The 22166-nt window shown below is 43.8% G+C and carries 18 protein-coding genes; 12 read left to right on the top strand and 6 right to left on the bottom strand.

Features of this window, described 5'->3' with window-relative positions; translation table 11 throughout:
- Positions 1 to 6: 6 nt before the first annotated feature.
- Positions 7 to 2226 carry an NADP-dependent isocitrate dehydrogenase gene (locus IW644_RS04135; protein WP_269916510.1) on the bottom strand — a complete coding sequence of 740 codons (2220 nt, stop codon included), beginning with the start codon at positions 2224 to 2226 and terminating at the stop codon, positions 7 to 9.
- A 514-nt stretch (positions 2227 to 2740) separates the two neighbouring features.
- Between IW644_RS04135 and IW644_RS04130 the strand changes: the two genes are divergently transcribed.
- From IW644_RS04130 to IW644_RS04100, 7 genes are all read left to right on the top strand, one after another.
- Positions 2741 to 3283, top strand: a complete 543-nt coding sequence (locus IW644_RS04130; protein ID WP_269916509.1) for a pseudouridine synthase — start codon at positions 2741 to 2743, stop codon at positions 3281 to 3283.
- 385 nt (positions 3284 to 3668) lie between these two features.
- Positions 3669 to 4796, top strand: a complete 1128-nt coding sequence (mnmA, locus tag IW644_RS04125; protein ID WP_179983299.1) for a tRNA 2-thiouridine(34) synthase MnmA — start codon at positions 3669 to 3671, stop codon at positions 4794 to 4796.
- Complete coding sequence (gene hflD, locus IW644_RS04120; RefSeq protein WP_179983298.1) at positions 4796 to 5422, top strand: high frequency lysogenization protein HflD; 627 nt, start codon at positions 4796 to 4798, stop codon at positions 5420 to 5422. The genes mnmA and hflD overlap by 1 nt, the downstream gene beginning before the upstream one ends.
- Before the next feature lie 13 nt (positions 5423 to 5435).
- Positions 5436 to 6803, top strand: a complete 1368-nt coding sequence (gene purB / locus IW644_RS04115) for an adenylosuccinate lyase (protein WP_179983297.1) — start codon at positions 5436 to 5438, stop codon at positions 6801 to 6803.
- A gap of 104 nt (positions 6804 to 6907) precedes the next feature.
- Entirely contained in the window at positions 6908 to 7750 is an 843-nt protein-coding gene (locus IW644_RS04110; protein ID WP_269916508.1) for an adenylate/guanylate cyclase domain-containing protein, read from the top strand.
- A gap of 340 nt (positions 7751 to 8090) precedes the next feature.
- Positions 8091 to 9257, top strand: a complete 1167-nt coding sequence (locus tag IW644_RS04105; protein WP_269916507.1) for a cupin domain-containing protein — start codon at positions 8091 to 8093, stop codon at positions 9255 to 9257.
- Between the two features lie 9 nt (positions 9258 to 9266).
- Positions 9267 to 9725 carry a GNAT family N-acetyltransferase gene (locus IW644_RS04100; RefSeq protein ID WP_269916506.1) on the top strand — a complete coding sequence of 153 codons (459 nt, stop codon included), beginning with the start codon at positions 9267 to 9269 and terminating at the stop codon, positions 9723 to 9725.
- A gap of 46 nt (positions 9726 to 9771) precedes the next feature.
- Here the strand turns inward: IW644_RS04100 and IW644_RS04095 are convergent, their stop codons facing one another.
- Entirely contained in the window at positions 9772 to 10188 is a 417-nt protein-coding gene (locus IW644_RS04095) for a DUF4826 family protein (RefSeq protein WP_179983294.1), read from the bottom strand.
- A 417-nt stretch (positions 10189 to 10605) separates the two neighbouring features.
- Here IW644_RS04095 and IW644_RS04090 point away from each other — a divergent pair, with 417 nt between their 5' ends.
- The 3 genes from IW644_RS04090 to IW644_RS04080 all read left to right on the top strand — a co-directional run bounded on the left by IW644_RS04090 (position 10606) and on the right by IW644_RS04080 (position 13940).
- Complete coding sequence (locus IW644_RS04090) at positions 10606 to 10821, top strand: PGPGW domain-containing protein (RefSeq protein ID WP_179983293.1); 216 nt, start codon at positions 10606 to 10608, stop codon at positions 10819 to 10821.
- 354 nt (positions 10822 to 11175) lie between these two features.
- Positions 11176 to 11682 (top strand): (2Fe-2S)-binding protein, encoded by a 507-nt coding sequence (locus tag IW644_RS04085; protein ID WP_179983292.1) that lies wholly within the window; start codon positions 11176 to 11178, stop codon positions 11680 to 11682.
- Positions 11679 to 13940, top strand: a complete 2262-nt coding sequence (locus IW644_RS04080; RefSeq protein WP_269916505.1) for a molybdopterin cofactor-binding domain-containing protein — start codon at positions 11679 to 11681, stop codon at positions 13938 to 13940. The genes IW644_RS04085 and IW644_RS04080 overlap by 4 nt, the downstream gene beginning before the upstream one ends.
- 412 nt (positions 13941 to 14352) lie before the next feature.
- On the opposite strand, the gene IW644_RS04075 is transcribed toward IW644_RS04080, so the two are convergent.
- On the bottom strand, positions 14353 to 14502 hold the full coding sequence (locus tag IW644_RS04075; RefSeq protein ID WP_179981858.1) for a hypothetical protein: 150 nt from the start codon (positions 14500 to 14502) through the stop codon (positions 14353 to 14355).
- A 295-nt stretch (positions 14503 to 14797) separates the two neighbouring features.
- Positions 14798 to 17170 (bottom strand): phosphoenolpyruvate synthase, encoded by a 2373-nt coding sequence (gene ppsA / locus IW644_RS04070; RefSeq protein WP_269916504.1) that lies wholly within the window; start codon positions 17168 to 17170, stop codon positions 14798 to 14800.
- A 271-nt stretch (positions 17171 to 17441) separates the two neighbouring features.
- Here ppsA and ppsR point away from each other — a divergent pair, with 271 nt between their 5' ends.
- The gene (ppsR, locus tag IW644_RS04065) at positions 17442 to 18254 is read left to right on the top strand and encodes a posphoenolpyruvate synthetase regulatory kinase/phosphorylase PpsR (RefSeq protein WP_049586695.1); all 813 of its coding nucleotides are present in this window, start codon (positions 17442 to 17444) and stop codon (positions 18252 to 18254) included.
- Between the two features lie 214 nt (positions 18255 to 18468).
- Here ppsR and IW644_RS04060 read toward each other — a convergent pair whose 3' ends face one another.
- Complete coding sequence (locus tag IW644_RS04060) at positions 18469 to 19182, bottom strand: diguanylate cyclase (RefSeq protein ID WP_269916503.1); 714 nt, start codon at positions 19180 to 19182, stop codon at positions 18469 to 18471.
- Between the two features lie 301 nt (positions 19183 to 19483).
- Between IW644_RS04060 and IW644_RS04055 the strand changes: the two genes are divergently transcribed.
- Positions 19484 to 19948, top strand: a complete 465-nt coding sequence (locus tag IW644_RS04055; RefSeq protein WP_156086370.1) for a hypothetical protein — start codon at positions 19484 to 19486, stop codon at positions 19946 to 19948.
- Positions 19949 to 20028: 80 nt separating this feature from the next.
- On the opposite strand, the gene IW644_RS04050 is transcribed toward IW644_RS04055, so the two are convergent.
- A complete protein-coding gene (locus IW644_RS04050) occupies positions 20029 to 22008 on the bottom strand; it encodes a tetratricopeptide repeat-containing sulfotransferase family protein (protein WP_269916502.1) in 1980 nt (659 codons plus the stop codon).
- Positions 22009 to 22166 lie beyond the last annotated feature (158 nt).

Genomic DNA, 22166 nt, shown 5'->3' with positions numbered 1-22166 from the left:
AAGAATCTATGCGCCAAGAATCGCTTTTAAAGTCTGGCTAGGAGACATTGTTGCGAAAAGCTTGTCTTCGTCTGGGTAGTAGTAACCGCCAATTTCTTGCGCGCTACCTTGAGTCGCATCAATCTCAGCCAAGATGTCATCAATTTTCGCAGATAACTCTTCATACACTGGCTTAAACTGCGCTGCTAGGTCTGCATCTTCAGTTTGGTTTGCTACTTCTTCAGCCCAGTATAGACCTAGGTAAACATGGCTACCACGGTTATCAAGCTGACCTGCTTTACGAAGTGGCGACTTACCGTTGTTTAGTAGCTTCTCAGTTGCCTTATCTAAGGCAGAAGCAATTACTTTTGCTTTAGTGTTGCTGTGTTTAATCGCAACATCTTCTAGCGATACCGCTAGTGCAAGGAATTCACCTAGTGAGTCCCAACGCAAGTGACCTTCTTCAACAAACTGTTGTACGTGCTTAGGTGCACTACCACCCGCACCAGTCTCATAAAGACCGCCGCCTGCCATCAATGGAACAATAGATAGCATTTTAGCACTTGTACCCAGCTCTAGAATTGGGAATAAGTCAGTTAGGTAGTCACGAAGTACGTTACCTGTTACTGAAATAGTGTCTAAACCGCGAAGCGCACGTTCCATGCTGTAGCGAATAGCGCGTACAGGAGACATAATCTGAATGTCCAAACCGTTTGTATCATGGTCTTGAAGGTACTTTTCAACTTTCTTGATAAGCTGAGCATCGTGAGCACGCTCGTCATCTAGCCAGAATACTGCAGGCATACCCGATTGACGTGAACGAGTCACCGCTAGCTTAACCCAATCTTGAATAGGTGCATCTTTCACCTGACACATACGCCAGATATCGCCTTCTTCAACATCGTGAGAGATAAGAACGTTACCGTCTTGGTCTACGATTGATACCGTACCGTCTGCTTCTAGCTCAAACGTCTTATCGTGTGAACCGTACTCTTCTGCTTTTTGCGCCATTAGACCAACGTTAGGTACCGTACCCATTGTAGTTGGATCGAATGCACCATGTGTCTTACAGAAGTTGATAACTTCTTGGTAAATAGTGGCGTAAGTACTTTCAGGAATAACCGCTTTAGTGTCGTGCGCCTTTCCATCTGGTCCCCACATTTGACCAGAGTTACGGATCATTGCAGGCATAGACGCATCTACAATTACGTCACTTGGTACGTGTAGGTTAGAGATACCTTTGTCAGAGTTAACCATCGCAATTGGCGGACGGTCTGCATAACATGCGTTGATATCTTTTTGAATTTCAGAACGCTGACTTTCAGGTAGGCTCGCAATTTTGTCGTAAACGCTACCAAGACCATTGTTTGGATTAACACCAAGCTCTTCAAACAGGTCGCCCCACTTGTCGAATAAATCTTTGTAGAACACTTTTACACAGTGACCGAACACGATTGGGTGAGACACCTTCATCATGGTCGCTTTTACGTGTAGTGAGAATAGAACGCCAGTGTTCTTCGCATCTTCGATTTGCTCTTCGAAGAACTCGCAAAGCGCCTTTTTGCTCATGAACATGCCGTCGATAACTTCGCCAGCAAGCAAGTCTACGCGAGGCTTAAGTGTTTTCTTGCTACCATCTTTGCCAGTAAATTCAATGCTAACGTGACCGTCTTTTTCTACTGTCACTGATTTCTCACCAGAGTAGAAATCACCGCCGCGCATGTGCGCTACGTGTGAACGAGACGCTTGAGACCACTCACCCATTGAATGCGGGTGCTTGCGCGCATAATTTTTAACAGCAGTAGGCGCACGACGGTCAGAGTTACCTTCACGCAGTACCGGGTTAACCGCACTACCTAATACCTTGCCGTAGCGCTCACGAATCTCTTCTTCTTCAGCATTTTTAGGTGAATCAGGGAACGCTGGTACGTTGAAGCCTTTATCGTTTAATTCTTTGATCGTTGCACGAAGCTGAGGAATTGAGGCACTGATGTTTGGAAGCTTGATGATGTTAGCGTTCGGGTCTTGGGTCATCTCACCCAGTTCAGCTAACGCGTCTGGCACTTTTTGTTCTTCAGAAAGATACTCAGGGAAATTTGCCAATACACGCGCAGCTAATGAAATATCGCTTAGCTCAACGTCGATATCTGCAGCTGCTGCAAACTTCTGGATGATTGGAAGAAGTGAGTAAGTCGCCAGCATTGGCGCTTCATCAGTCTTCGTATAGATGATCTTAGACTTGGTCATTATATACCTCAATTTTTTCGACAGGGTACTGTCGTCTTTAGTCCATTAGGTCGCAACAACCCGTAACATGTTCAATGTTACGCCCACAGTCATTGCGAAACGTATTTGATGTTTTCCACCTTTTGCTTTTATTAAGCATTAGGTCACTTGCTGTTTTCTTCCCTGCATATTATTCAATTCCCTATGTTAGCAATAAGCCCCTCGTTGCCATGCGCTTAACTTAATAGTTACGCAAAGCGGCAAGGTCTAATGTACAAGCAAGCCCGCTTGTCACTGCTAAAACTGTCTAATAATTATGCAGATGCGCTCTCTTATAAAAATGGGAGCGACCATTAGTATAGGGTCGAAAGTTTGAGTTACAAGTCATACCATTGTCTTAGCACATAAGATCACCGAATTTATCGACAAACTACTGTGCAGAAACGTCTATTTGTGCTGAATTTTCTCAAGCGCGTTAATTTGATTTGAAGTAAAATCCCCACCGAAATCTCGACAATCAACAAGCGGAAGTAACATGTCTTCAAACGCCAAAGTGGTGCTGTTTAATAAGCCCTTTCAAGTTCTTTCTCAATTTACCGACGCGGACGGTAGAGAGACGCTAAAAGATTACATTGATATTCCCGATGTTTACGCAGCGGGACGCCTAGACCGAGACTCTGAAGGCCTCTTAGTACTCACTAATGATGGTAAGCTTCAACACAAACTGGCAAACCCCAAGGCCAAGACCAGCAAAACCTATTGGGTACAGGTTGAAGGTGTAATGGACGAAAAATCCATGCAGACGCTACGTGATGGTGTTGAATTAAAAGACGGCATGACCCGCCCAGCTAAAGTAAAAGCAATGAAGGAGCCCGATGTATGGCCAAGAAACCCACCTGTGCGTTTCAGACAATCTATCCCAACTAGCTGGGTGTCAATTACCATCACAGAAGGCAGAAACCGACAAGTAAGACGTATGACAGCGCACGTAGGTTTCCCTACCCTTCGCCTTATAAGATATCGAGTAGGCAGCTGGACCATAGATGGCATAGAGAATGGTAAGTACGTGAGCTTTTGATGATAAAAGCAAATCCGATACTTGAATTCACCTTTGACGACCACACTAATGTGGCACCAAGAGGCTGGAAATATATTAACCGATAGGCATAGCTGTACCTTGTGGTGCTTATTTATGCATAGAAACATTTATGCGTTAAGAACCGAGCATGTCCACGTACATATTTAATTACTTAATCAGATAAGGATTAAATGTGAATTACCGATCGGAATCTGATAAAATCCGCGACCTCGAAAACAGGCCTATTTGTTCTTGGTAACTTACGTTAAAGCTCACATAGCAGCTTGGTGGAATAGCCCACCAAATAAGTAACTGTATTGGCAAATTCATAAGTATGTTAATGCATGACCCCATTAGCAAATAAGGCTTCTTTTTTATTAATCAAATGAGTGTGCAATCTGTAGTGAGTGATATTGAATCTAACGCCAGCAAAAAAGTGATCGTCGGTATGTCCGGCGGTGTCGATTCGTCTGTTTCAGCCTACCTGCTTCAACAGCAGGGATACCAGGTTGAAGGTCTTTTCATGAAAAACTGGGAAGAAGATGATAACGATGAGTACTGCGCCGCTGCGGAAGATTTAAAAGATGCGCAAGCGGTTGCTGACAAGCTAGGCATAGAGCTGCACACCATCAACTTTGCTGCAGAATACTGGGATAACGTATTTGAGTATTTTTTAGAAGAATACAAAGCGGGCCGAACGCCTAATCCAGATATTATGTGCAACAAAGAAATTAAGTTTAAAGCGTTTCTTGAGTTCGCTGCAGAGGACCTTGGTGCAGACTATATAGCCACGGGACACTATGTTCGCCGCCGTGAAGTAGACGGCAAATGGCAGATGTTGCGCGGTCTCGACAACAACAAGGACCAAAGTTACTTCTTGTATACGCTAGGTGAAGAGCACGTTGCTAAAACCCTTTTCCCTGTGGGTGATATTGAAAAACCACTGGTGCGTAAAATTGCTGAAGAGCAAGGGCTGATTACCCACGATAAGAAAGATTCAACAGGGATCTGCTTTATCGGCGAACGCAAGTTTAAAGACTTCCTAGCCCGCTACCTTCCAGCGCAGCCTGGCGTTATCGAAACCGCAGAAGGTGAAGAAATTGGGCAACACGAAGGCTTGATGTATCACACTCTAGGTCAGCGTAAAGGCCTTCACATTGGCGGTTTAGCTAAATACGGTGATGACCCTTGGTATGTAGTAGATAAAGACGTTGCCCGCAATGTACTTATTGTAGGACAAGGTGCCGATCACCCTCGCCTTTATTCAAAAGGCTTGGTTGCCAAGCAGCTACATTGGGTAGACAGAAAAACATTAACTGAGCCTATGCGGGCGGTGGTTAAGACGCGTTATCGTCAGGCGGATATCCCTTGTACTATTACGCCAACTGAAAACGACACTATCGAAGTTGTGTTTGACGAACCACAAAAGGCGGTAACACCGGGCCAGTCGGCGGTATTTTACAGTGAAGAAGTCTGCCTTGGCGGCGGTATTATTGAGAGTTACATTCGCTGATGCTAGATACTGATATAGAGAATAATTTGGCCCTAGCTGGGGTATGTCAGGCTGCTGCGCTAGTGCAGCAGCTAGCCAGACGAGGCGCAGCTGACAACGAAGCCATCGAAGCAAGTTTATCAAGCATACTGGTTACCGACCCTGAAACTCCTCAACAGGTGTTTGGGCAATTGTCTAACTTAAAAACCGGTTACACCACCCTTGCTGCGCAGTTATCTGACAAGCAAGCAACAAAAGACACAGAGCTAACCCGCTATATCGCAAGTATCTTAGGCCTTGAAAGAAAGCTAGCCAGAAAGCCTAAAGCTATGCAGGAGCTCGGCGAACGCATTTCACACGTTCAGCGCCAGCTTGCCCACGTTGACTTTCAAAACCCGCAAATTGTGTCCTCATTAGCAAGTATTTACAGCGATATCATCAGTCCATTAGCTCCGCGTATTCAGGTGGCGGGCAACCCAGATTATTTGAGCCAACCTGCTAATCAGCACAAAGTGCGTGCCCTTTTACTTGCGGGCGTAAGGGCAGCGGTAATGTGGCGTCAGATGGGCGGTAAGCGAAGAAACATATTATTTAAACGCAAACACATTCTTAACAGTGCTGTTAAAGCACTACGATTAATAAACTAGTGAGGAGCTTAAGGTGGAACTGAGTCAGTTAACTGCAATTTCCCCTGTCGATGGTCGATATGCTGGCAAAAGCGTAGAATTACGCAGTATTTTCAGCGAATATGGCTTATTAAAATACCGTGTAGAAGTAGAAGTACGTTGGTTGCAAATGCTGTCTACTAACCCACAAATTGAAGAAGTTCCTGCCTTCTCAGACACGTCAAACGCGCTATTAGATCAAATAGTCGCTGAATTTAGCGTTGAAGATGCGATGCGTATCAAAGAAATTGAGCGCACAACAAATCACGACGTAAAAGCCGTTGAATACTTCCTTAAAGAGAAAGTAGCAGACAACAGTGAGCTTTCTGCGGTCAACGAGTTCATTCACTTTGCGTGTACGTCTGAAGACATTAACAACCTTTCTCACGGCCTAATGCTTCGTGAAGCCCGTGAAACTGTTATTCTTCCTTACTGTGACAAATTAATCGAAGCGCTAGTAGAACTTGCTAAGCGTTATCAGAATGTACCTATGATGGCCCGTACCCACGGTCAGCCAGCCTCTCCTACTACTATGGGTAAAGAGATGGCAAACGTGGCTATTCGCTTGAAGCGTCAGCGCAGTCAAATTGCAGGTGTTGAACTGCTTGGCAAAATCAACGGTGCTGTGGGCAACTACAATGCACACTTGTCTGCCTATAAAGATGTAGACTGGCACGGCGTTTCAGAAAAGTTCGTTACCTCACTTGGACTTACCTGGAACCCGTTCACTACGCAAATCGAACCTCACGATTATATCGCTGAAATGTTCGACGCTGTTGCCCGCTTTAACACCATTCTTATTGATTTCGATCGTGACGTTTGGGGTTACATTGCACTAGGTCACTTTAAGCAAAAAACTGTTGCTGGCGAAATTGGCTCATCCACTATGCCGCATAAAGTTAACCCTATCGATTTTGAAAATTCTGAAGGTAACTTGGGTTTAGCCAATGCTATCTTTGACCACCTTGCTGCCAAATTGCCAATCTCGCGCTGGCAACGCGACCTTACTGATTCAACGGTTCTTCGTAACCTTGGCGTAGGTGTGGGATATGCAGTTATTGCGTATCAAGCTACGTTAAAAGGTATTAGTAAGCTAGAAGTTAACGAGCAGAGCTTGCTTAACGAGCTAGACAATAACTGGGAACTATTAGCAGAGCCAATTCAAACGGTAATGCGTCGTTACGGTATTGAAAAGCCTTATGAGAAACTTAAAGAGTTAACTCGTGGTAAGAAAGTAAATGCTGAAGTTATCGCCGAGTTTATCGATAATTTAGACATGCCAGATGCCGCTAAAGCCGAGCTGAAAGCTTTATCGCCGGCAACTTACATTGGCGACGCAATCAGGCTGGTAGATCAGTTATAAGCCCCTACGCTTTCCACTACACTAAAAACGCGGTCAGAGTACCGCGTTTTTTTATACCTACTTTTTATTTAATCGTTAAACGGATATTAATTGGGAGCATGTAGATGGACTTACGCAATAATGACGATAAAGGCCGTGTCACGCCTAGTGACCAAAGCGGGCCGACTATAAAGCCCCTTCACCCGAATGCGTTAAAAAATGCTAAGCAAGTACAAAACGATGCCAATAAGGGTGTAAGCGTAAAACACGAAGTGCAATGCGCCGTTGTTATTTTCTGTGACCTATCGAATTATCAAGGTTTAGCAAAGCAATACGGCGATACAATGTGTACTGGTATTGTGGAAACGCTGTTTAGCCAGTTTGATAAAACAGCAAATGACCTAGCGCTTGTACCGCTTAAAACCAACGGCGACCAGTATATTGCCGTGGGGTTTTGCAGTGAATCTAGTTTTGCAAAATCTTGCCTCCACGTCGCTTATCAACATGAACCTTTTCGGGTACTTCAAGACGTAGCTCACTGCGCGATGGAGTTTGCCATCAAGGCTCGTGACCTTGTTAGCAGCCACACTTTATTAATGTCTTCGTCTTGTCAGCTACGCTCCGGTATTGCCGCCGGTGCTCTACTGGCAGGTTACTCTTCTCGCGTATCATCAGGCTTTGATATTTGGGGAACAACCGTGAACAAAGCAGCAATGTTAGAGCAAGCTACCGCCCCTAACACTATTGCGATTTGTGAAAAAACTTATCATGCGCTGCACACGGGTAGCGTTAAAAATGACTTACCAATAAGCAAAGATTCAGTTAAACCGTGTGAATCCGATAACTGTGCTTCTATTAGCGGCAACCAAAACTCAATTCGGATTTTAACTAATCAGGTGGGCCAACGAGCACTTTACAACACTCAAATTAAAGTCAAAGCGGCATTACTGAATGCTTACATTTGCTAGATAGTCATAAGGGCAAAAACACAATTTGAGCAACAAGCATTTATCTTTGTTTGATATGCCTTTTTCTTTTTGCACGCTCTGTACACACAGCCTATGTTTATCATCAACACCAACCAATATTCTCGCTAAGCTTTTCAGACAATAAGGTAGCAATCCCCTTTTCAATAATTGATAATGCCGGTTTTACACTATCACCTCGCCTTAGTTCTATTTTTACGCTTTCATCTATGCTTTGCGCTAACTTGTGCTTTATTCATATGTAAACCGCGCTTTGTGTAATTAGTTTCACTAAGCTTCGCGAGGGGACACCACTAATTTTGGCTTACAAAAAAGAGATGCGATGAGCACCAACGACAATACGTACTTTATTGATGCACAAACAGGTACAGGCTTTAATGCCGAAACTTTCTTAAAGCACTACTGGCAACAAAAGCCTGTGGTAATAAAGAATTTTTTTCCAAACTTTGCAGATCCTATAGATGAAAACGACTTGGCAGGGCTCGCACAAGAGTCAGATGTCGACGCTCGAATCATAAGCAATGACCAAGGAAACTGGCACGTTGAACAAGGGCCAATCAGCGACTTTGAAAAGGCATGCAAGGGTAAATGGACACTACTTGTTCAAGGCGTAGATAAGTATGTACCAGACGTTGCGCCAATCCTCGCACCTTTTTCTTTTGTTCCTAACTGGCGACTAGACGACCTGATGGTAAGCTTCGCTACAGATGGAGCTGGCGTTGGGGCTCACATCGACCAATACGATGTTTTCCTTGTACAAGGTAAAGGAAAAAGGCGCTGGCGTGTAGGTAAACCTGCAGACTATAAAGAAGTGTGCCCACACCCGAAACTAAGACAAATTGAAGGCTTTGAGCCTGTCATAGATGTTATTTGTGAACCTGGCGATGTGGTCTATGTGCCGCCGGGTTGGCCTCATGATGGCGCAACAGTTGAAGACAGCCTGACCTACTCAGTGGGCTATCGCGCACCAGACAATCTGCAATTGGCAGAAAGCTTGGCAATGATGCTGGATAAAGGTGCTGGAAATTACCGTTTTACCGATGCTGGCAGAACAATACAATCAAGCAGTGCACTAGTTAACGGCAGCGATGTTGCAGCGCTTAAACAGCAACTGATAGACGCTATTAATAGTGAAGATTTCACGTATTCCCTGCTAGAAGCGATGAGCGAACAAGGGGTTCCGGAATTCCCACTCGAAGATGAAGTCACCTTAGAGCAAATTTCAAATGAATTCGCAGCAGGCATTAGCTTTACTCCTGCGCCGGGTATTCGCGCGTTGATTTGTGATGGCAAACGTGGCTTACCGCGCGCTCTTTATGTAAACGGCAGTCAATTCACTTTTGCGAAAAGTGACCAAGAATGGTTTGAAGTGCTAGCATCGGGTGCCGTTTTGAACGCAACATGCTGCCAAGATGCGCCTTCTTTTACATTTTTAGAAACCTTAACTACACTTATTAATAATGGTTATTGGGAATGGGCCGAGGATTAACAGGAAAAGATGGCGTTTACTATACAAAACGTCGATTGGGAAAAGGATAAACATCGACTTAAAGCACTTAGGGAACATGTATTTGTTTTAGAGTGGCAAGTACCGGAAGCTAGCGAGTTCGACGAACACGATAGCTCGGCGTGCCATGTGCTGATAGTCAACGACCAAAACGAACCCATTGCCACGGGGCGCTTAACGAAAAAAGGTGAACTTGGCCGTATTGCCGTTAAGCGCTGTCACAGAACACTTCCTGTATACCGCGCTTTGTTTGGCGCTTTAATAGCAGCGGCTAAACAAAATAACCTTCCGATAATCAAAGTTATCTGTAATCTGGAAAGCGTGTCATATCACAAATCTATTGGGTTTAAACCGGACGGAAACGTGTTTATGGACGCGGGCGTTCCCAGACAAAGGCTTCAATGTCCGGCCGAGCGATTTCCTCTGCCAGATGTCACCCAACTGCACTAAGACACTTGTTACCTAGCGCGATATAAACTGATAAAAAGCCTTCTTGTTACACCCAAAGATCTGGCGTATTTTGCATCGCAAATAAGCTTTCAGCGCGATTCACTAAAAGCGCTCCAAACGCCTTTTGGCTTTCGTCTGCACCCTTAGCGTTAATCAAATTTTCTGCTTTGAGTTGCCAATGCATAGAAAAATGGCGCAATACTTCTTTCGCGTTTTTCGCATTATCTACTGTTGTGTAATCAGAAGGTAAGTCACCGCTTATTACCCAATAAAGCTTACCGTCCATTGCTTTAATCTTCCACACCGCTAGATACGGCATTAAGTAACGGCTATCTTCAGTGATAACGGTGTCAAACAAGATACCATTTTCTGCTAGAAACTTATTTGCTTTCTGAAACTGCTCTCTTACCCAATTCCCGTGTTCTTCTTCACTGATAGGTTGTCTTTCTTGTTGTTCAGCCATAATTGGTCTCTTCTTATATTTGTTTTTATTGCGCAAAACTTCGTTGCGTGAATTCCCAAGCAATACACGCGTTATAGTTTACGGTTTTACACCGCACTTCTTTCAAAGAACCATATAGGTATAGCGCTAATTACTACTTTGTCTGTGCCTCTTTGTACTGTATTTCTAGCACGCTTTCCAGTGCAATCAGCCCGTTCATCAAGCTTGGGCTTTTAAACGATTATTTATTCATCAATAGTGCGAGGCATACTTTGTGCCTGCACTTTAATAATAGCCCTTTAATATTATCTTCTAATATTCAAACAGGCTTCCTCCTCATATTAGACAGGCACAAACATTTACATATTTGTTATTGGCAAACCGTTAAACATGAGCGAAACTGTAAATACACCAAACTTATAAGACGAGTGCAGGCAAATGCGTATACTAAGACTTACTCTGGGAGCAATTTTATTTGTTGGCGGAATTGTTTTGACACTACTTCCTGGCTCTATCCTTTTTGTCGTAGCAGGTTTAGTACTGTTAAGTTACGACTGGCCAAGAGCACGTGGCTGGCTTAAGTATAGCCAGCGAACAATGACAATGAGCGCACGCAAAATAGACCGCTTTCTTCTTATGCGAAAGCTTCGATAGCGCTTATCGAAGCTTTTACCCTCTTCATATACACCCCTTGCCCAAAACGACACTATATTCCTTTTACTGCATAAAAATTTCTTTCGCGGTTCTTACGTTATTTTATCGCAGACACCTAACATTTAATCTTATGTAAATGCGTAACGATGCAATGCGTGTTAACGTAATTTAAATAAACAATTGCGAAGCCTTTAATAATAAAAGTAGTGGCATTTATCTTTGCATGCTCAGCATCTTAGATAGTTCGTATCATCAGGCAATGTAACCGTATAAGTATGAATTCTGTAGTGTGTTCAAATAACGCAGTACTGCTTGGGTAGTTCATATTTATCGCTTACCTATGGAGACAAGACCATGATCACGTTTACCGTTAATGGTAACAAACACGAATTCTCTGGTGACCCTTCAACACCAGTGTTGTGGTACCTTCGTGACGAATTAAACCTTACAGGACCTAAGTTTGGCTGTGGTATGGCGCAATGTGGCGCGTGTACTGTTCACATTGACGGTATGGCACAACGCTCTTGCGTATTACCTGTTTCAGCCGTTCAAGGCAAAAAAATTACCACCATTGAAGGGCTAAGCGACAATGGCGATCACCCTGTCCAAAAAGCGTGGGTAGAACACAAAGTACCACAATGTGGTTTCTGCCAGTGCGGTCAAATCATGCAAGCTGCCAGTCTGTTATCAACCAACCCAACACCAAGTGACGAAGAGATTGTTCAGAATATGTCGGGCAACATATGTCGTTGCGGCACCTACCCTCGCATTCACAAAGCTATAAAGTCCGCATCGAAATCAATGAGCGGCAATGCGGGTGTTAGCTACTTTGACCCAAGCAAAACGGGAGAAGAAGCATGAGTCAGAATACCTATTTTGATATGAATCGTCGCAGCTTTTTAAAGTCGACCGCTGCAGCAGGTGCATTGGTACTAGGTACCTATTTTATGGGCAGCGCTCCTCGCGCTATGGCTGGCGTTCTGGCTAAACCCGCCGATAATGCAAAGCGAGCAAACTTGTTTATTGCACTTCGTCCAGACGGAATGGTTGAAGTTACCTGCCACCGTAGTGAAATGGGTCAGCAAATTCGTACCGCAATTGCTCAAATTGTGGCAGACGAAATGGAAGCGGCTTGGGATAAGGTTGTTGTTATTCAAGGTAAAGGCGACCCTAAATACGGTGACCAAAACACCGATGGCTCGCGTAGTATCCGCTTCAATATGCAGCGTCTTCGAGAAATGGGCGCCAGCGTACGCTATATGATGCAACATGCTGCAGCCAAGCGTTGGGGTGTTGAGCCTAGTAGCTGTGTTGCCGAGCAACATATGGTAACTCACACTTCGGGTAAGACTCTTGCATATAAAGACTTAATTGATGATGCACTGACTATTACGCCGCCAGAAGCAGATAAGCTTACCCTTAAAGATAGGAAAGAATGGCGTTACATCAATACTGGTATGGCGCACATTGACCTTCAGGATATCGTTACCGGTAAAGCCACTTTTGCCGCCGACGTACGCGAACCCAAAGCACTTGTAGCGATAATCGAACGCCCCCCTGTAGTCGGTGGAAGAGTAAAAAGCTTTAACGCAGATAAGGCGAAAGCGGTAAAAGGTGTGGTTGACGTTATTGAAATACCTGCGCCTAAAGGCGCACCGCAATTTCAACCGAAAGGTGGTCTAGCAATTATTGCGAACAACACATGGGCAGCGTGGCAAGGTCGCAAAGCGCTTGAAGTCACTTGGGATGATGGAGCAAACGGCGACTACAATTCACAGAGCTTTAAAGAACAGTTACTTAACACCGTAAATGCACCGCAAGCCCTTGTTAGAGAAAAAGGTGATGCGGTGAGCGTTTTAGAAAAGGCCAGCGACAAGCTAATTGCCGACTACTACGTGCCGCATTTAGCACAAGCCCCCATGGAGCCCCCATGCGCGACGGCCATGTACCACAAAGATCGCGTTGACGTATGGGCTGCAACACAAAACCCGCAGGCTGATATGGAAACTGTGGGCGCTATGGTTGGTATGGACAAAGAAAAAATTAATGTCCACGTTACCATGCTAGGCGGCGCATTTGGTCGTAAGTCTAAGCCTGATTTTTCTGCTGAGGCAGCATACCTTTCAATGAAGACGGGCAAACCAATTCGCGTTCAGTGGACACGTGAGGACGACATTCAGCACGGTTTCTATCATGCTGTGTCGGCCCAGCATGTCGAAGCGGCTTTAGATGAAAACGGTAAGATTGACGCATATCTTCACAGAACCGCGTTTTCTCCTATTGCTTCAACCTTCCAAGAAGGTGCAAACGCACCGTTTAGCTTTGAGTTAGATTTGGGCTTTACTGACAACCCTATTCTAACGCCAAACATGAAGCTAGAGCGCGGTGAAGCACCGGCAAAAGCACGTATTGGATGGATGCGTTCTGTATCAAATATCTTTCACGCCTTTGCTGTTCAGTCGTTTATCAATGAAGCAGCACACAAGGCAGGTAAAGATGCAAAAGATTACCTATTAGAAGTTATCGGCCCTGATAGAGTTATCGATGTTACCGAACAAAAAGCCGAGTACAACAACTATTGGGGGGATAAATCAGTCTACCCACTGGATACAGGCCGCCTGCGCAATGTTATCGAAAGAGTATCAGATATGGCAGGCTGGGGGCGAGAGATGCCTAAAGGCCGCGGGCTGGGTATTGCTGCGCACCGCAGTTTCTTAACTTATGTAGCTACCGTGGTTGAAGTTGAAGTGTCTGATGCTGGCGATCTCAACGTGATCAAGTCTTGGGTAGCCATTGATGCAGGTACTGTAGTTAACACCGATACGGTTAAGAACCAAACGCAAGGTGGCTCAGTCTACGGTATTACCACCGCGATAAGCGATGGTATTACCTTTGATAAAGGTCGCGTACAACAAAGTAACTTCCACAACTACCGCGTACCGCGTATGAGCGATTCACCGCTAGAAGTAGACGTAGAAGTGATTAAAAGCGATGCGCCACCAGCGGGTGTGGGCGAACCAGCAACGCCGGTATATGCGCCAGCACTGTGTAACGCGATATTTGCTGCGTGCGGTAAACGTATTCGACAGTTGCCTATAGGTGACCAGCTGAAAGCTTAATGCGCTTGGGTGGTTCAATCTAATAAATAAAGGGTAAACACATAGGGTGTTTACCCTTTTTTATACGTTTATATCGAATTTCTGTATGTATCAATAAAAGCGTGAAAAAAGCGATTTATGGGTAAGAGAAGAGGCTGTAAATGTTGTAAATACTAAGACAAAAACTAGCTATCGATATAACAACGCAGGCAATAAAAAGGTGGATAAAGATACCATAACTTGTGTAAGCAAATACCGCGCATATCAGACCAATCGTAAATTCGACTAGCGCTGCTTCACAAAATGTCCTGACATTGCTGATAACAGGCTGCGCAAAAAACTCAAAATGAAAGTGAACCTGTAAACTTTCACAAATCGAAGCCCACTTTCAAATGAAACCAGCAAATGCTCACCTTATTATTATAGGTAATGTTTACTCGTAATTGCGTTCCATCCACATTAGCTGCATTTTAAGTTCGTTAATTTCCTTCTGGGCCTGCGCCAGCTGCTCTACTACAGAGCCTGACTGCATAACATTTTCTTCGGATTGTTTTACTGAAACTGCGCTGTCATTATGTGCCATAAGAGTTCAACCAATTTAATTGTTAATGTAAATCTCAAAGTGTAAGTAACTTTGTAATATTACAATTTTAGTTACACGAAGTCATGTAAACAATGACCAAAAGCGCATACTTTTACGAAATAACCATAGTTTTTTTGAGGAATGTAACGCTGGCATAAATCTTAGTAAAAACGACACAAGGTTTTAAGAATTTCCTTAAACAAAAAAAGAGACCAAAAGGTCTCTTCTTTACTCGTATCCACCTAGGGCTACATTGGCAAGTCACCTTGCAAATGCAGAACACTGCGCCTGCATATTAGCCATGCTTTTCAGCAAGGTATAGCCATGTCTCAACGACAGTATCAGGGTTAAGCGATACCGAATCGATACCCTCTTCGACTAACCAGGCGGCGAAATCTTCGTGATCAGATGGGCCTTGGCCACAAATGCCCACGTATTTACCGCGTTTCTTCGCAGCTTGGATTGCCATTGAGAGCAGTGCTTTCACCGCTTCGTCACGCTCGTCAAACAAGTGTGCAATAAGGCCGCTGTCGCGATCTAGTCCCAGCGTTAGCTGCGTTAAGTCATTAGAGCCGATTGAGAAGCCATCGAAGATATCCAGGAACTTATCAGCCAGCAATGCGTTCGATGGTAGTTCACACATCATGATAACGCGAAGGCCATTTTCGCCTTTCTTAAGGCCCTGCTCTTCAAGAAGTTCGATAACCTGACGGCCTTCTTCTAGCGTGCGAACAAACGGGATCATGATCTCAACGTTGGTCAATCCCATTTTATTTCGAACGCGTTTAATCGCTTCACATTCAAGGGCAAAACAATCGCGGAAGTCTTCAGATATATAGCGGCTCGCACCACGGAAACCTAACATTGGGTTTTCTTCATCTGGCTCGTATTGATAACCACCCACTAGGTTGAAGTATTCGTTCGATTTGAAATCTGACATACGAACGATAGCTTTCTCTGGTGAGAAAGCTGCGCCGATGGTTGAAATACCTTCTACCAATTTCTCGATGTAGTATTCCGTAGGCGATTCGTAGCCTGCGATCATGTCGCTTATTTCTTCTTTCAACTCTTCTGGTTGGCTGTCGAAATTAAGCAACGCTTTAGGATGCACACCAATCATACGGTTAATAATGAACTCAAGGCGAGCAAGACCAACACCTGCGTTTGGCAAGCGAGCAAAGTCGAATGCACGGTCTGGGTTACCCACGTTCATCATGACTTTAAGCGGTAGCTCTGGCATAGCATCAATGCGTGAGGTCACAACGTCGAACTCTAGTTCGTCGCCATAAATGAAGCCGGTGTCACCTTCAGCGCAAGACACAGTAATCTTGTCGCCATTTTTAATACTGTCAGTTGCGTTACCACAACCTACTACCGCTGGAATACCTAACTCACGAGCAATGATTGCCGCGTGACAGGTACGGCCACCACGATTCGTAACAATCGCAGAGGCCTTCTTCATGATAGGCTCCCAGTCAGGGTCTGTCATGTCAGTTACCAGAACATCACCCGCTTGGATTTTGTCCATCTCTTCAATTGAATCAAGTACTTTCGCTACACCAGCACCAATTTTGTGACCAATTGCACGGCCTTCACAAACAATGTTGCTTTGACCTTTTAACTGGAAGCGCTCAATGCTCTGTGAGTCTTCACGGCTGCGTACTGTTTCTGGGCGAGCCTGAACAATGTAAAGTTTGCCGTCTGCGCCATCTTTAGCCCATTCAATGTCCATTGGGCGCTTGTAGTGCTGTTCAATAATTTGTGCCTGCTTAGCAAGCTCCATTACTTCATCGTCGGTTAATGAGAAAGTTTTGCTGTCGGCAGCATCAATATCAACAATAGACACCTGCTTACCGTGAGCTTCATCGTCTGAATACACCATCTTAGTAAGCTTACTGCCTAGATTACGACGAACGATTGCAGGTAAGCCTTTGTCTAGCGTTGGTTTGTGAACATAGAATTCATCAGGGTTAACCGCACCCTGTACCACCATTTCGCCTAAACCGAATGAACTGGTGATAAATACAACGTCTTCAAAACCAGACTCTGTATCGATAGTAAACATAACGCCTGATGAAGCGATATCACTGCGCACCATGCGCTGAATACCTGCAGATAACGCCACCCCTTTATGGTCGTAACCTTGGTGCACGCGATAAGAAATAGCGCGGTCGTTAAACAGTGATGCGAACACGTGCTTAATTGCTACAAGCACGGCTTCATAACCTTTAACGTTTAGGAAAGTCTCTTGTTGCCCTGCGAATGACGCGTCAGGCATATCTTCTGCGGTAGCAGAAGAACGCACTGCAAATGATGCTTCTTCACCTGCATCACCCTGAAGTGTAACAAAGGCAGTTTTGATTTCTTCTTCTAACTTGCCTTGAAATGGCGTGTCGATAATCCACTGACGAATGTTTTTACCTGCTTCGGTAAGTGCATTCACATCGTCTACGTCTAGCGAGTCTAAGACTTCGTGGATACGCGCTTCTAGGCCGCTTTGCTCTAGAAACTCATTAAATGCTTCGGCGGTGGTAGCAAAACCACCCGGCACCTGCACACCGGCGTTCGCCAGGTTTGAGATCATCTCGCCTAATGATGCATTTTTGCCGCCTACGCGACCCACATCATGCATGCCCAGTTCTTGATACCAAAGTACGTATTCTTGCACAGCCCAAGCCTCCAGCTTTTTTATGTGTAGGGTATGAGGTTAATTTCAGGTTTGTGCTTTTTATCACCTGAAACTCATCAAATTGTTGTCGATATGTGGTGAAAACCACTGTTAACGCTGTCCATTACGTTTGACAGCAAACCTTTGAAATTTGTTGTCATTCACAAGAACCGTGTAGCTTTTCGACGAAATCATCTTAGAATGGGGAAATTCAGAAAGTAAACCCTTTATTACTTTTGTAATTAAATTACACCAATGTTAAGGATATGTTGTGCGCACAGCTTTTTATATTTCGGATGGTACAGCCATCACTGCAGAGGTCTTTGGCCACGCCCTGCTTTCTCTGTTTCCCGTTTCTTTCAACCACAACACCATTCCTTTCGTTGAAACTGAGGAACAAGCTCACAAAGTTTTGCAGCAAATTTCTGAAAGTTTTCAAGACACCGGAGAAAGGCCGCTCGTTTTTTATACAATTGTGAATGTAGATATTCGCAAGATAATCTCTAAATCTGTAGGTATTAACTATAATTTTCTGGATCAATTTGTCGCGCCGTTAGAAAAAGTATTGGGTGTTCCTTCAAAACCAGAAAAACATCGTACACATAGTATTCATGAAACTACCTACGACATTAGAATTGAAGCCGTGAACTACGCGTTGGCCAATGATGATGGTTCTAACCTAAAAGACTACGACGAAGCCGATATCATACTTACCGGTGTATCCCGGTCTGGTAAAACCCCCACAAGCCTTTATTTAGCGCTTCAATACGGAATAAAAGCAGCAAACTACCCTTTTACAGAGGAAGACATGGGCGACATGCTAAAGCTCCCTCCTGCTTTGCGTAGATTTAAACATAAGCTTTTTGGGCTAACGATTGCAGCGGATAGACTCCATCAAATACGTTCAGAGCGCCGTGCAAACAGCAAATATGCATCGCTGCCACAATGTCGAATGGAACTGCGTGAAGTAGAAAACTTGTATAGAAAGGAAAAAATCCCGTTTTTAAATAGCACTAAGTACTCGATTGAAGAGATCTCAGCAAAAATATTGGCAGAGACGGGGCTCAAACGTCGTAAATACTAAGCGGGCTTTTAAGTATTCAGTAACTTTGCACGACGCTGCCATATTTACCCGCTGTATTTTATACAACACTTTTTATTTCGCGGTGGTGCCTTTAACTTTGTAAAGCGACAAGGCACCACATTACCTAGATTCTGGTCTAGTTTAGGCTAACTAGGCGAGAGTAGCTCTAGTATTTGCGGTCTTGCTTGCCCTTTTATTATTTACTATTGAAGCGTCACTTCTTGTTGCTTTCTACCCATTCTTCAAGCGCTACACCTGGGTCTTCTTCACCTGCAACAGATGATGCATAAGGGCTCGCAGCTTCTGCATCCTGATGTGAAACGTCTGCTTTACTACTGGATTGTTTTTCTTCATCTGAAGACAGCGTCATCTTTTCCTGTGAACTTTTTTCTTTTGCTTTCATACCTCTAATCAACTCCTCTACATAAGGTAAAAATTCTAGAACGGTAGCAACGGCGATAACTGATAGTAAATACCATGTTGGAAGGGGCTCTTGCTTAAACCGCAGACCAAAATCAGCAGGACTTTCGCCCAGTCCGAATAACGCTATAAAATGAGACCAATGTCTGGCAATTACCAAAATTAATGCGAGCAGCGGTATCATTTCCAAAAAGCTGTGCACATGTTGCTCAATAGGCCCCACTCTTCTTTTAGATACCGCATAGCTAACGTCCCACAGTGCTGTTAATTCATGTAAGAAGAAAAACAGAATACCTGCAGCAATAATTAAACTATTCACTTCAAAGAGGAGAACCATAAAAAGAGGAATTCCTACCTCTAGAAACATCAATAGATGAATTAAGGACTCCTTCGGCCCCGCGGTAGCAGCAATATTACTGCTGCGGTGGCAAAACCAGTCGACTATCCCTGCTGTGAACCACAGCGGTATGATGAAATACATCAATATTAGCTGTGTAACGTCATTCATGACTAAACCTTCTACATTAAGTCTAAGCATTACAGATGTAAGAGCTTGTAAACTCGACATCAGATAACGTTGTAACGTTGAAAACAGAAGATTAGATTAAGAATGATTAACATTTTTTAATGTCTAATAGGTAACAGGTTTTCTTATTGGAAAAGTTGAAGTTATGCAATCGACAGTTCTTAGCGCTTGCTGATAGAAAATAACTATCACGGATAAACAGTTACAATTCATTAATTTATCGATATTGTAAACAAATCAAATGATACAATATAACATTGCACATTATCTTAGGAGAAATAACATGTTCACAGAAGAAATGGTTCATACCGCACTACAAACTTGGTGCGACAATGTAGTAGCGGTAGGTAAAGTGCACGCTGAAGGTGGCGATGTAAAAGCATTCGCTTCACAAGTGCTGTCAGATAACTACGACTACGATAATGGAAAAGTACTCTTTAAACCTACGCTTACTTTTGGCTCTCAAACATTTCGCCCAACAAAAGAAGGCGCTTTATCTTATTTCGTAGGCGGTAATAGCGACTATCCAAACGACAATGGCTTTAAATTAAAGCCATGGGTGAAGGTTTGGTATAGCAAAGAAGACTTTATCTTAAACGGTGAGCTTGCCATTGTTCAGTGTAACGTACACTTTATCGGCGAAGACGACAGCCATATTTTTGTAAACAAGAGCTTTGTTTTCAAACAATGTGAAGACGGAAAAATTCGTATTATCCTTCATCAATCTTCGCTTCCGTATCAGCCTTAAAAGGTAGTTGATACGTTTTAACTAATTAAAAAAGAGTCATGACTTAAAGACAGCCATGACTCTTCATTTTTGGCTATCTATTAATTATCTGTCTTCGACGTGTCTCTGCCTAGTGCTTGTTTAAGCTCAGCTAAATAGTTTTCGAAAGGCTTCCACTGCCCCATCCCTGTTTTGTATATAGGTTGGCGAACCTGTTCAGAGCTTGGCGTCTTTATCACCCGTTTGGTTTGGTGAAATGCTAAGCATGCTTCTTCAAAATCTAACCCACAAAAATCTAGAATGCGTTTAACCTGCCCTTTCAAATCATCCAGAACATCTTCGTGCTGTACAGTAAGAATTTCCCCAGGCAACACACTATGCCAATGATCCATAAGCTGTTCATAAGCATTATAGTAACGGCCAATATCGTCAAGTGAATAGCTAAACTCTTGCCCCTCACCAAATAACTGCTTAAAGCCACTAAAACAGCAGTCCATTGGGTTTCTGCGTGCATCAATTATTTTGGCGTTAGGCAGTATTCTTTTAATTAAGCCTACGTGAATGAAGTTATTGGGCATTTTATCAATGAAAAATGCCGCGCCTTGTCGGTAAGCTTTAGTCTGCTCAATATAACGGGCACCAAGCTTTTCGAGGGTTGCACTATCTAGTTCGCTCACGTTAAACGGATAAGGTGTTTTTTGATGACTTAATGATGAAGCAATACCTAATATATCGTGTAGCTCCATGGTGCCGTCTACCTGCGAATGTGACGCGAGGATTTGTTCTAATAATGTCGAACCAGCGCGAGGCAAGCCCACAATAAAAATAGGATCGGGGGCCTGGCAGCCCTGTTTTGAACTGAAAGAGTCCGCCGTGAAAGCCTGCTGCTGAGCGTCTAAGGCCTTCTCTGTTCTACTAATATCAAATTGAAGCGTACTGTGTTTAAGTTTATTGCCTTGGTCATAGTAGGCAAACGCTTTATCTGCCTGGCCTTTGTCTTCAAACCCTTTACCTAACGCAAAACAGATGTGAATTTTATCGTCTAACTTTATCGAGCTAGCTTCCACTTGCTTGCACATTTGCGACAGCATGTTGTCGCTAAATTTGTAGGTTTTTGTATTCGCTAAACTCCAATAAGCGTCGCCGTAATCATTCGCGTATTCAACCGCTTTTTCATAGGCGTTAACGGCATCCGTAGTATCGCCTTTTGCTTTTAACGCATGCCCCAATGAAACCCACACTTTAGGCCTATCAGCATTTTGTGACAGCACTTCTTTGTATAGGCTTATTGCCTCATCTAACTGACCGACGCCAACAAGTGCATGGGCCAAGCTTGTTTTAATAGCAAAGCTTTCTGGGTTCAGCGCTAATCGCGCCTTCGCTACCTTCACCGCAGCCGGGAACTTTCCTAGTTTAGATAAAACATTTTGATAGGCTAATGCGGCACGCTCATTGTCTGGATAAAGCTCAACGCAGCTTTCTAAAAGAAATTCAGCATCGCTATATACCTTAAGCTGCATACCTATTTCAGCAAGTAACATCATTGCCTCTGGGTGATGCTTATGCTTAGTTAAAAACTGTCGGCATACTTGCTCAGCTGCTGAAAACTGCTTTTCATACATTAAATCGTAAGCACCGAGTACCGGTGCAGGAAGTGACTGCAAATGTTCGATTTGCTGGGTCGCCATTGATACTGCAGGTACGTCGTTATGGCTTTTATAAATGGTAAGGAGCTTTTTCCAACTGCTAATTAGCGCGGGGTTAAAATGCGTAGCTTTAAAAAATGCGTTAGCCGCTGCTTGATGGTTGCCGGTGGCTTCATGGCAATAAGCTAATTCTTGATACCCTCTGCCATAATCTGGCTTAAGGCCAAGTAACGCATCAATATGGTTAAACGCTTCGTTATATTGTTTAGACAGCCTTTGAATAACCGCTGCTAAATAGTGCGTTTCTGCCTTCTGTTGCTCGCTCAACGATGCAGAAAAAAGCATTTGAATGCTTTCCATTGCAATTGAAAATTGCCCACGCTGCAGCGCCTGCTTTACAGCGCGTACTTGTTGTTGAAATTCTTCTGGTGTCATAGCCTACTTTATTATTCTATTTGCGAGATATAGCGCGCTTTTATGAGCCTAATTAATTACATAAATACGAGCGTTTCAAAACAGCTGCTATTTTATTATACGCGTTGGTTACTAAATATAGATACTACCGAAATTTTTAGCTTTAGTAATGAAAACGG

This window comes from Alteromonas sp. PRIM-21, from assembly GCF_027563165.1.
Lineage (GTDB): Bacteria > Pseudomonadota > Gammaproteobacteria > Enterobacterales > Alteromonadaceae > Alteromonas > Alteromonas macleodii_A.
This window is presented reverse-complemented; position numbering and strand designations above follow the sequence as displayed.

Bases quoted from the DNA above. Each gene is read 5' to 3' on its own strand.
- IW644_RS04050 (WP_269916502.1), bottom strand. From the start codon at position 22,008: ATGACACCAGAAGAATTTCAACAACAAGTACGCGCTGTAAAGCAGGCG.
- IW644_RS04130 (WP_269916509.1), top strand. From the start codon at position 2,741: ATGTCTTCAAACGCCAAAGTGGTGCTGTTTAATAAGCCCTTTCAAGTT.
- IW644_RS04105 (WP_269916507.1), top strand. From the start codon at position 8,091: ATGAGCACCAACGACAATACGTACTTTATTGATGCACAAACAGGTACA.
- IW644_RS04135 (WP_269916510.1), bottom strand. From the start codon at position 2,226: ATGACCAAGTCTAAGATCATCTATACGAAGACTGATGAAGCGCCAATG.
- hflD (WP_179983298.1), top strand. From the start codon at position 4,796: ATGCTAGATACTGATATAGAGAATAATTTGGCCCTAGCTGGGGTATGT.
- IW644_RS04100 (WP_269916506.1), top strand. From the start codon at position 9,267: ATGGCGTTTACTATACAAAACGTCGATTGGGAAAAGGATAAACATCGA.
- IW644_RS04110 (WP_269916508.1), top strand. From the start codon at position 6,908: ATGGACTTACGCAATAATGACGATAAAGGCCGTGTCACGCCTAGTGAC.
- IW644_RS04080 (WP_269916505.1), top strand. From the start codon at position 11,679: ATGAGTCAGAATACCTATTTTGATATGAATCGTCGCAGCTTTTTAAAG.
- IW644_RS04095 (WP_179983294.1), bottom strand. From the start codon at position 10,188: ATGGCTGAACAACAAGAAAGACAACCTATCAGTGAAGAAGAACACGGG.
- IW644_RS04060 (WP_269916503.1), bottom strand. From the start codon at position 19,182: ATGAATGACGTTACACAGCTAATATTGATGTATTTCATCATACCGCTG.
- IW644_RS04085 (WP_179983292.1), top strand. From the start codon at position 11,176: ATGATCACGTTTACCGTTAATGGTAACAAACACGAATTCTCTGGTGAC.
- mnmA (WP_179983299.1), top strand. From the start codon at position 3,669: ATGAGTGTGCAATCTGTAGTGAGTGATATTGAATCTAACGCCAGCAAA.
- IW644_RS04090 (WP_179983293.1), top strand. From the start codon at position 10,606: ATGCGTATACTAAGACTTACTCTGGGAGCAATTTTATTTGTTGGCGGA.
- IW644_RS04055 (WP_156086370.1), top strand. From the start codon at position 19,484: ATGTTCACAGAAGAAATGGTTCATACCGCACTACAAACTTGGTGCGAC.
- IW644_RS04075 (WP_179981858.1), bottom strand. From the start codon at position 14,502: ATGGCACATAATGACAGCGCAGTTTCAGTAAAACAATCCGAAGAAAAT.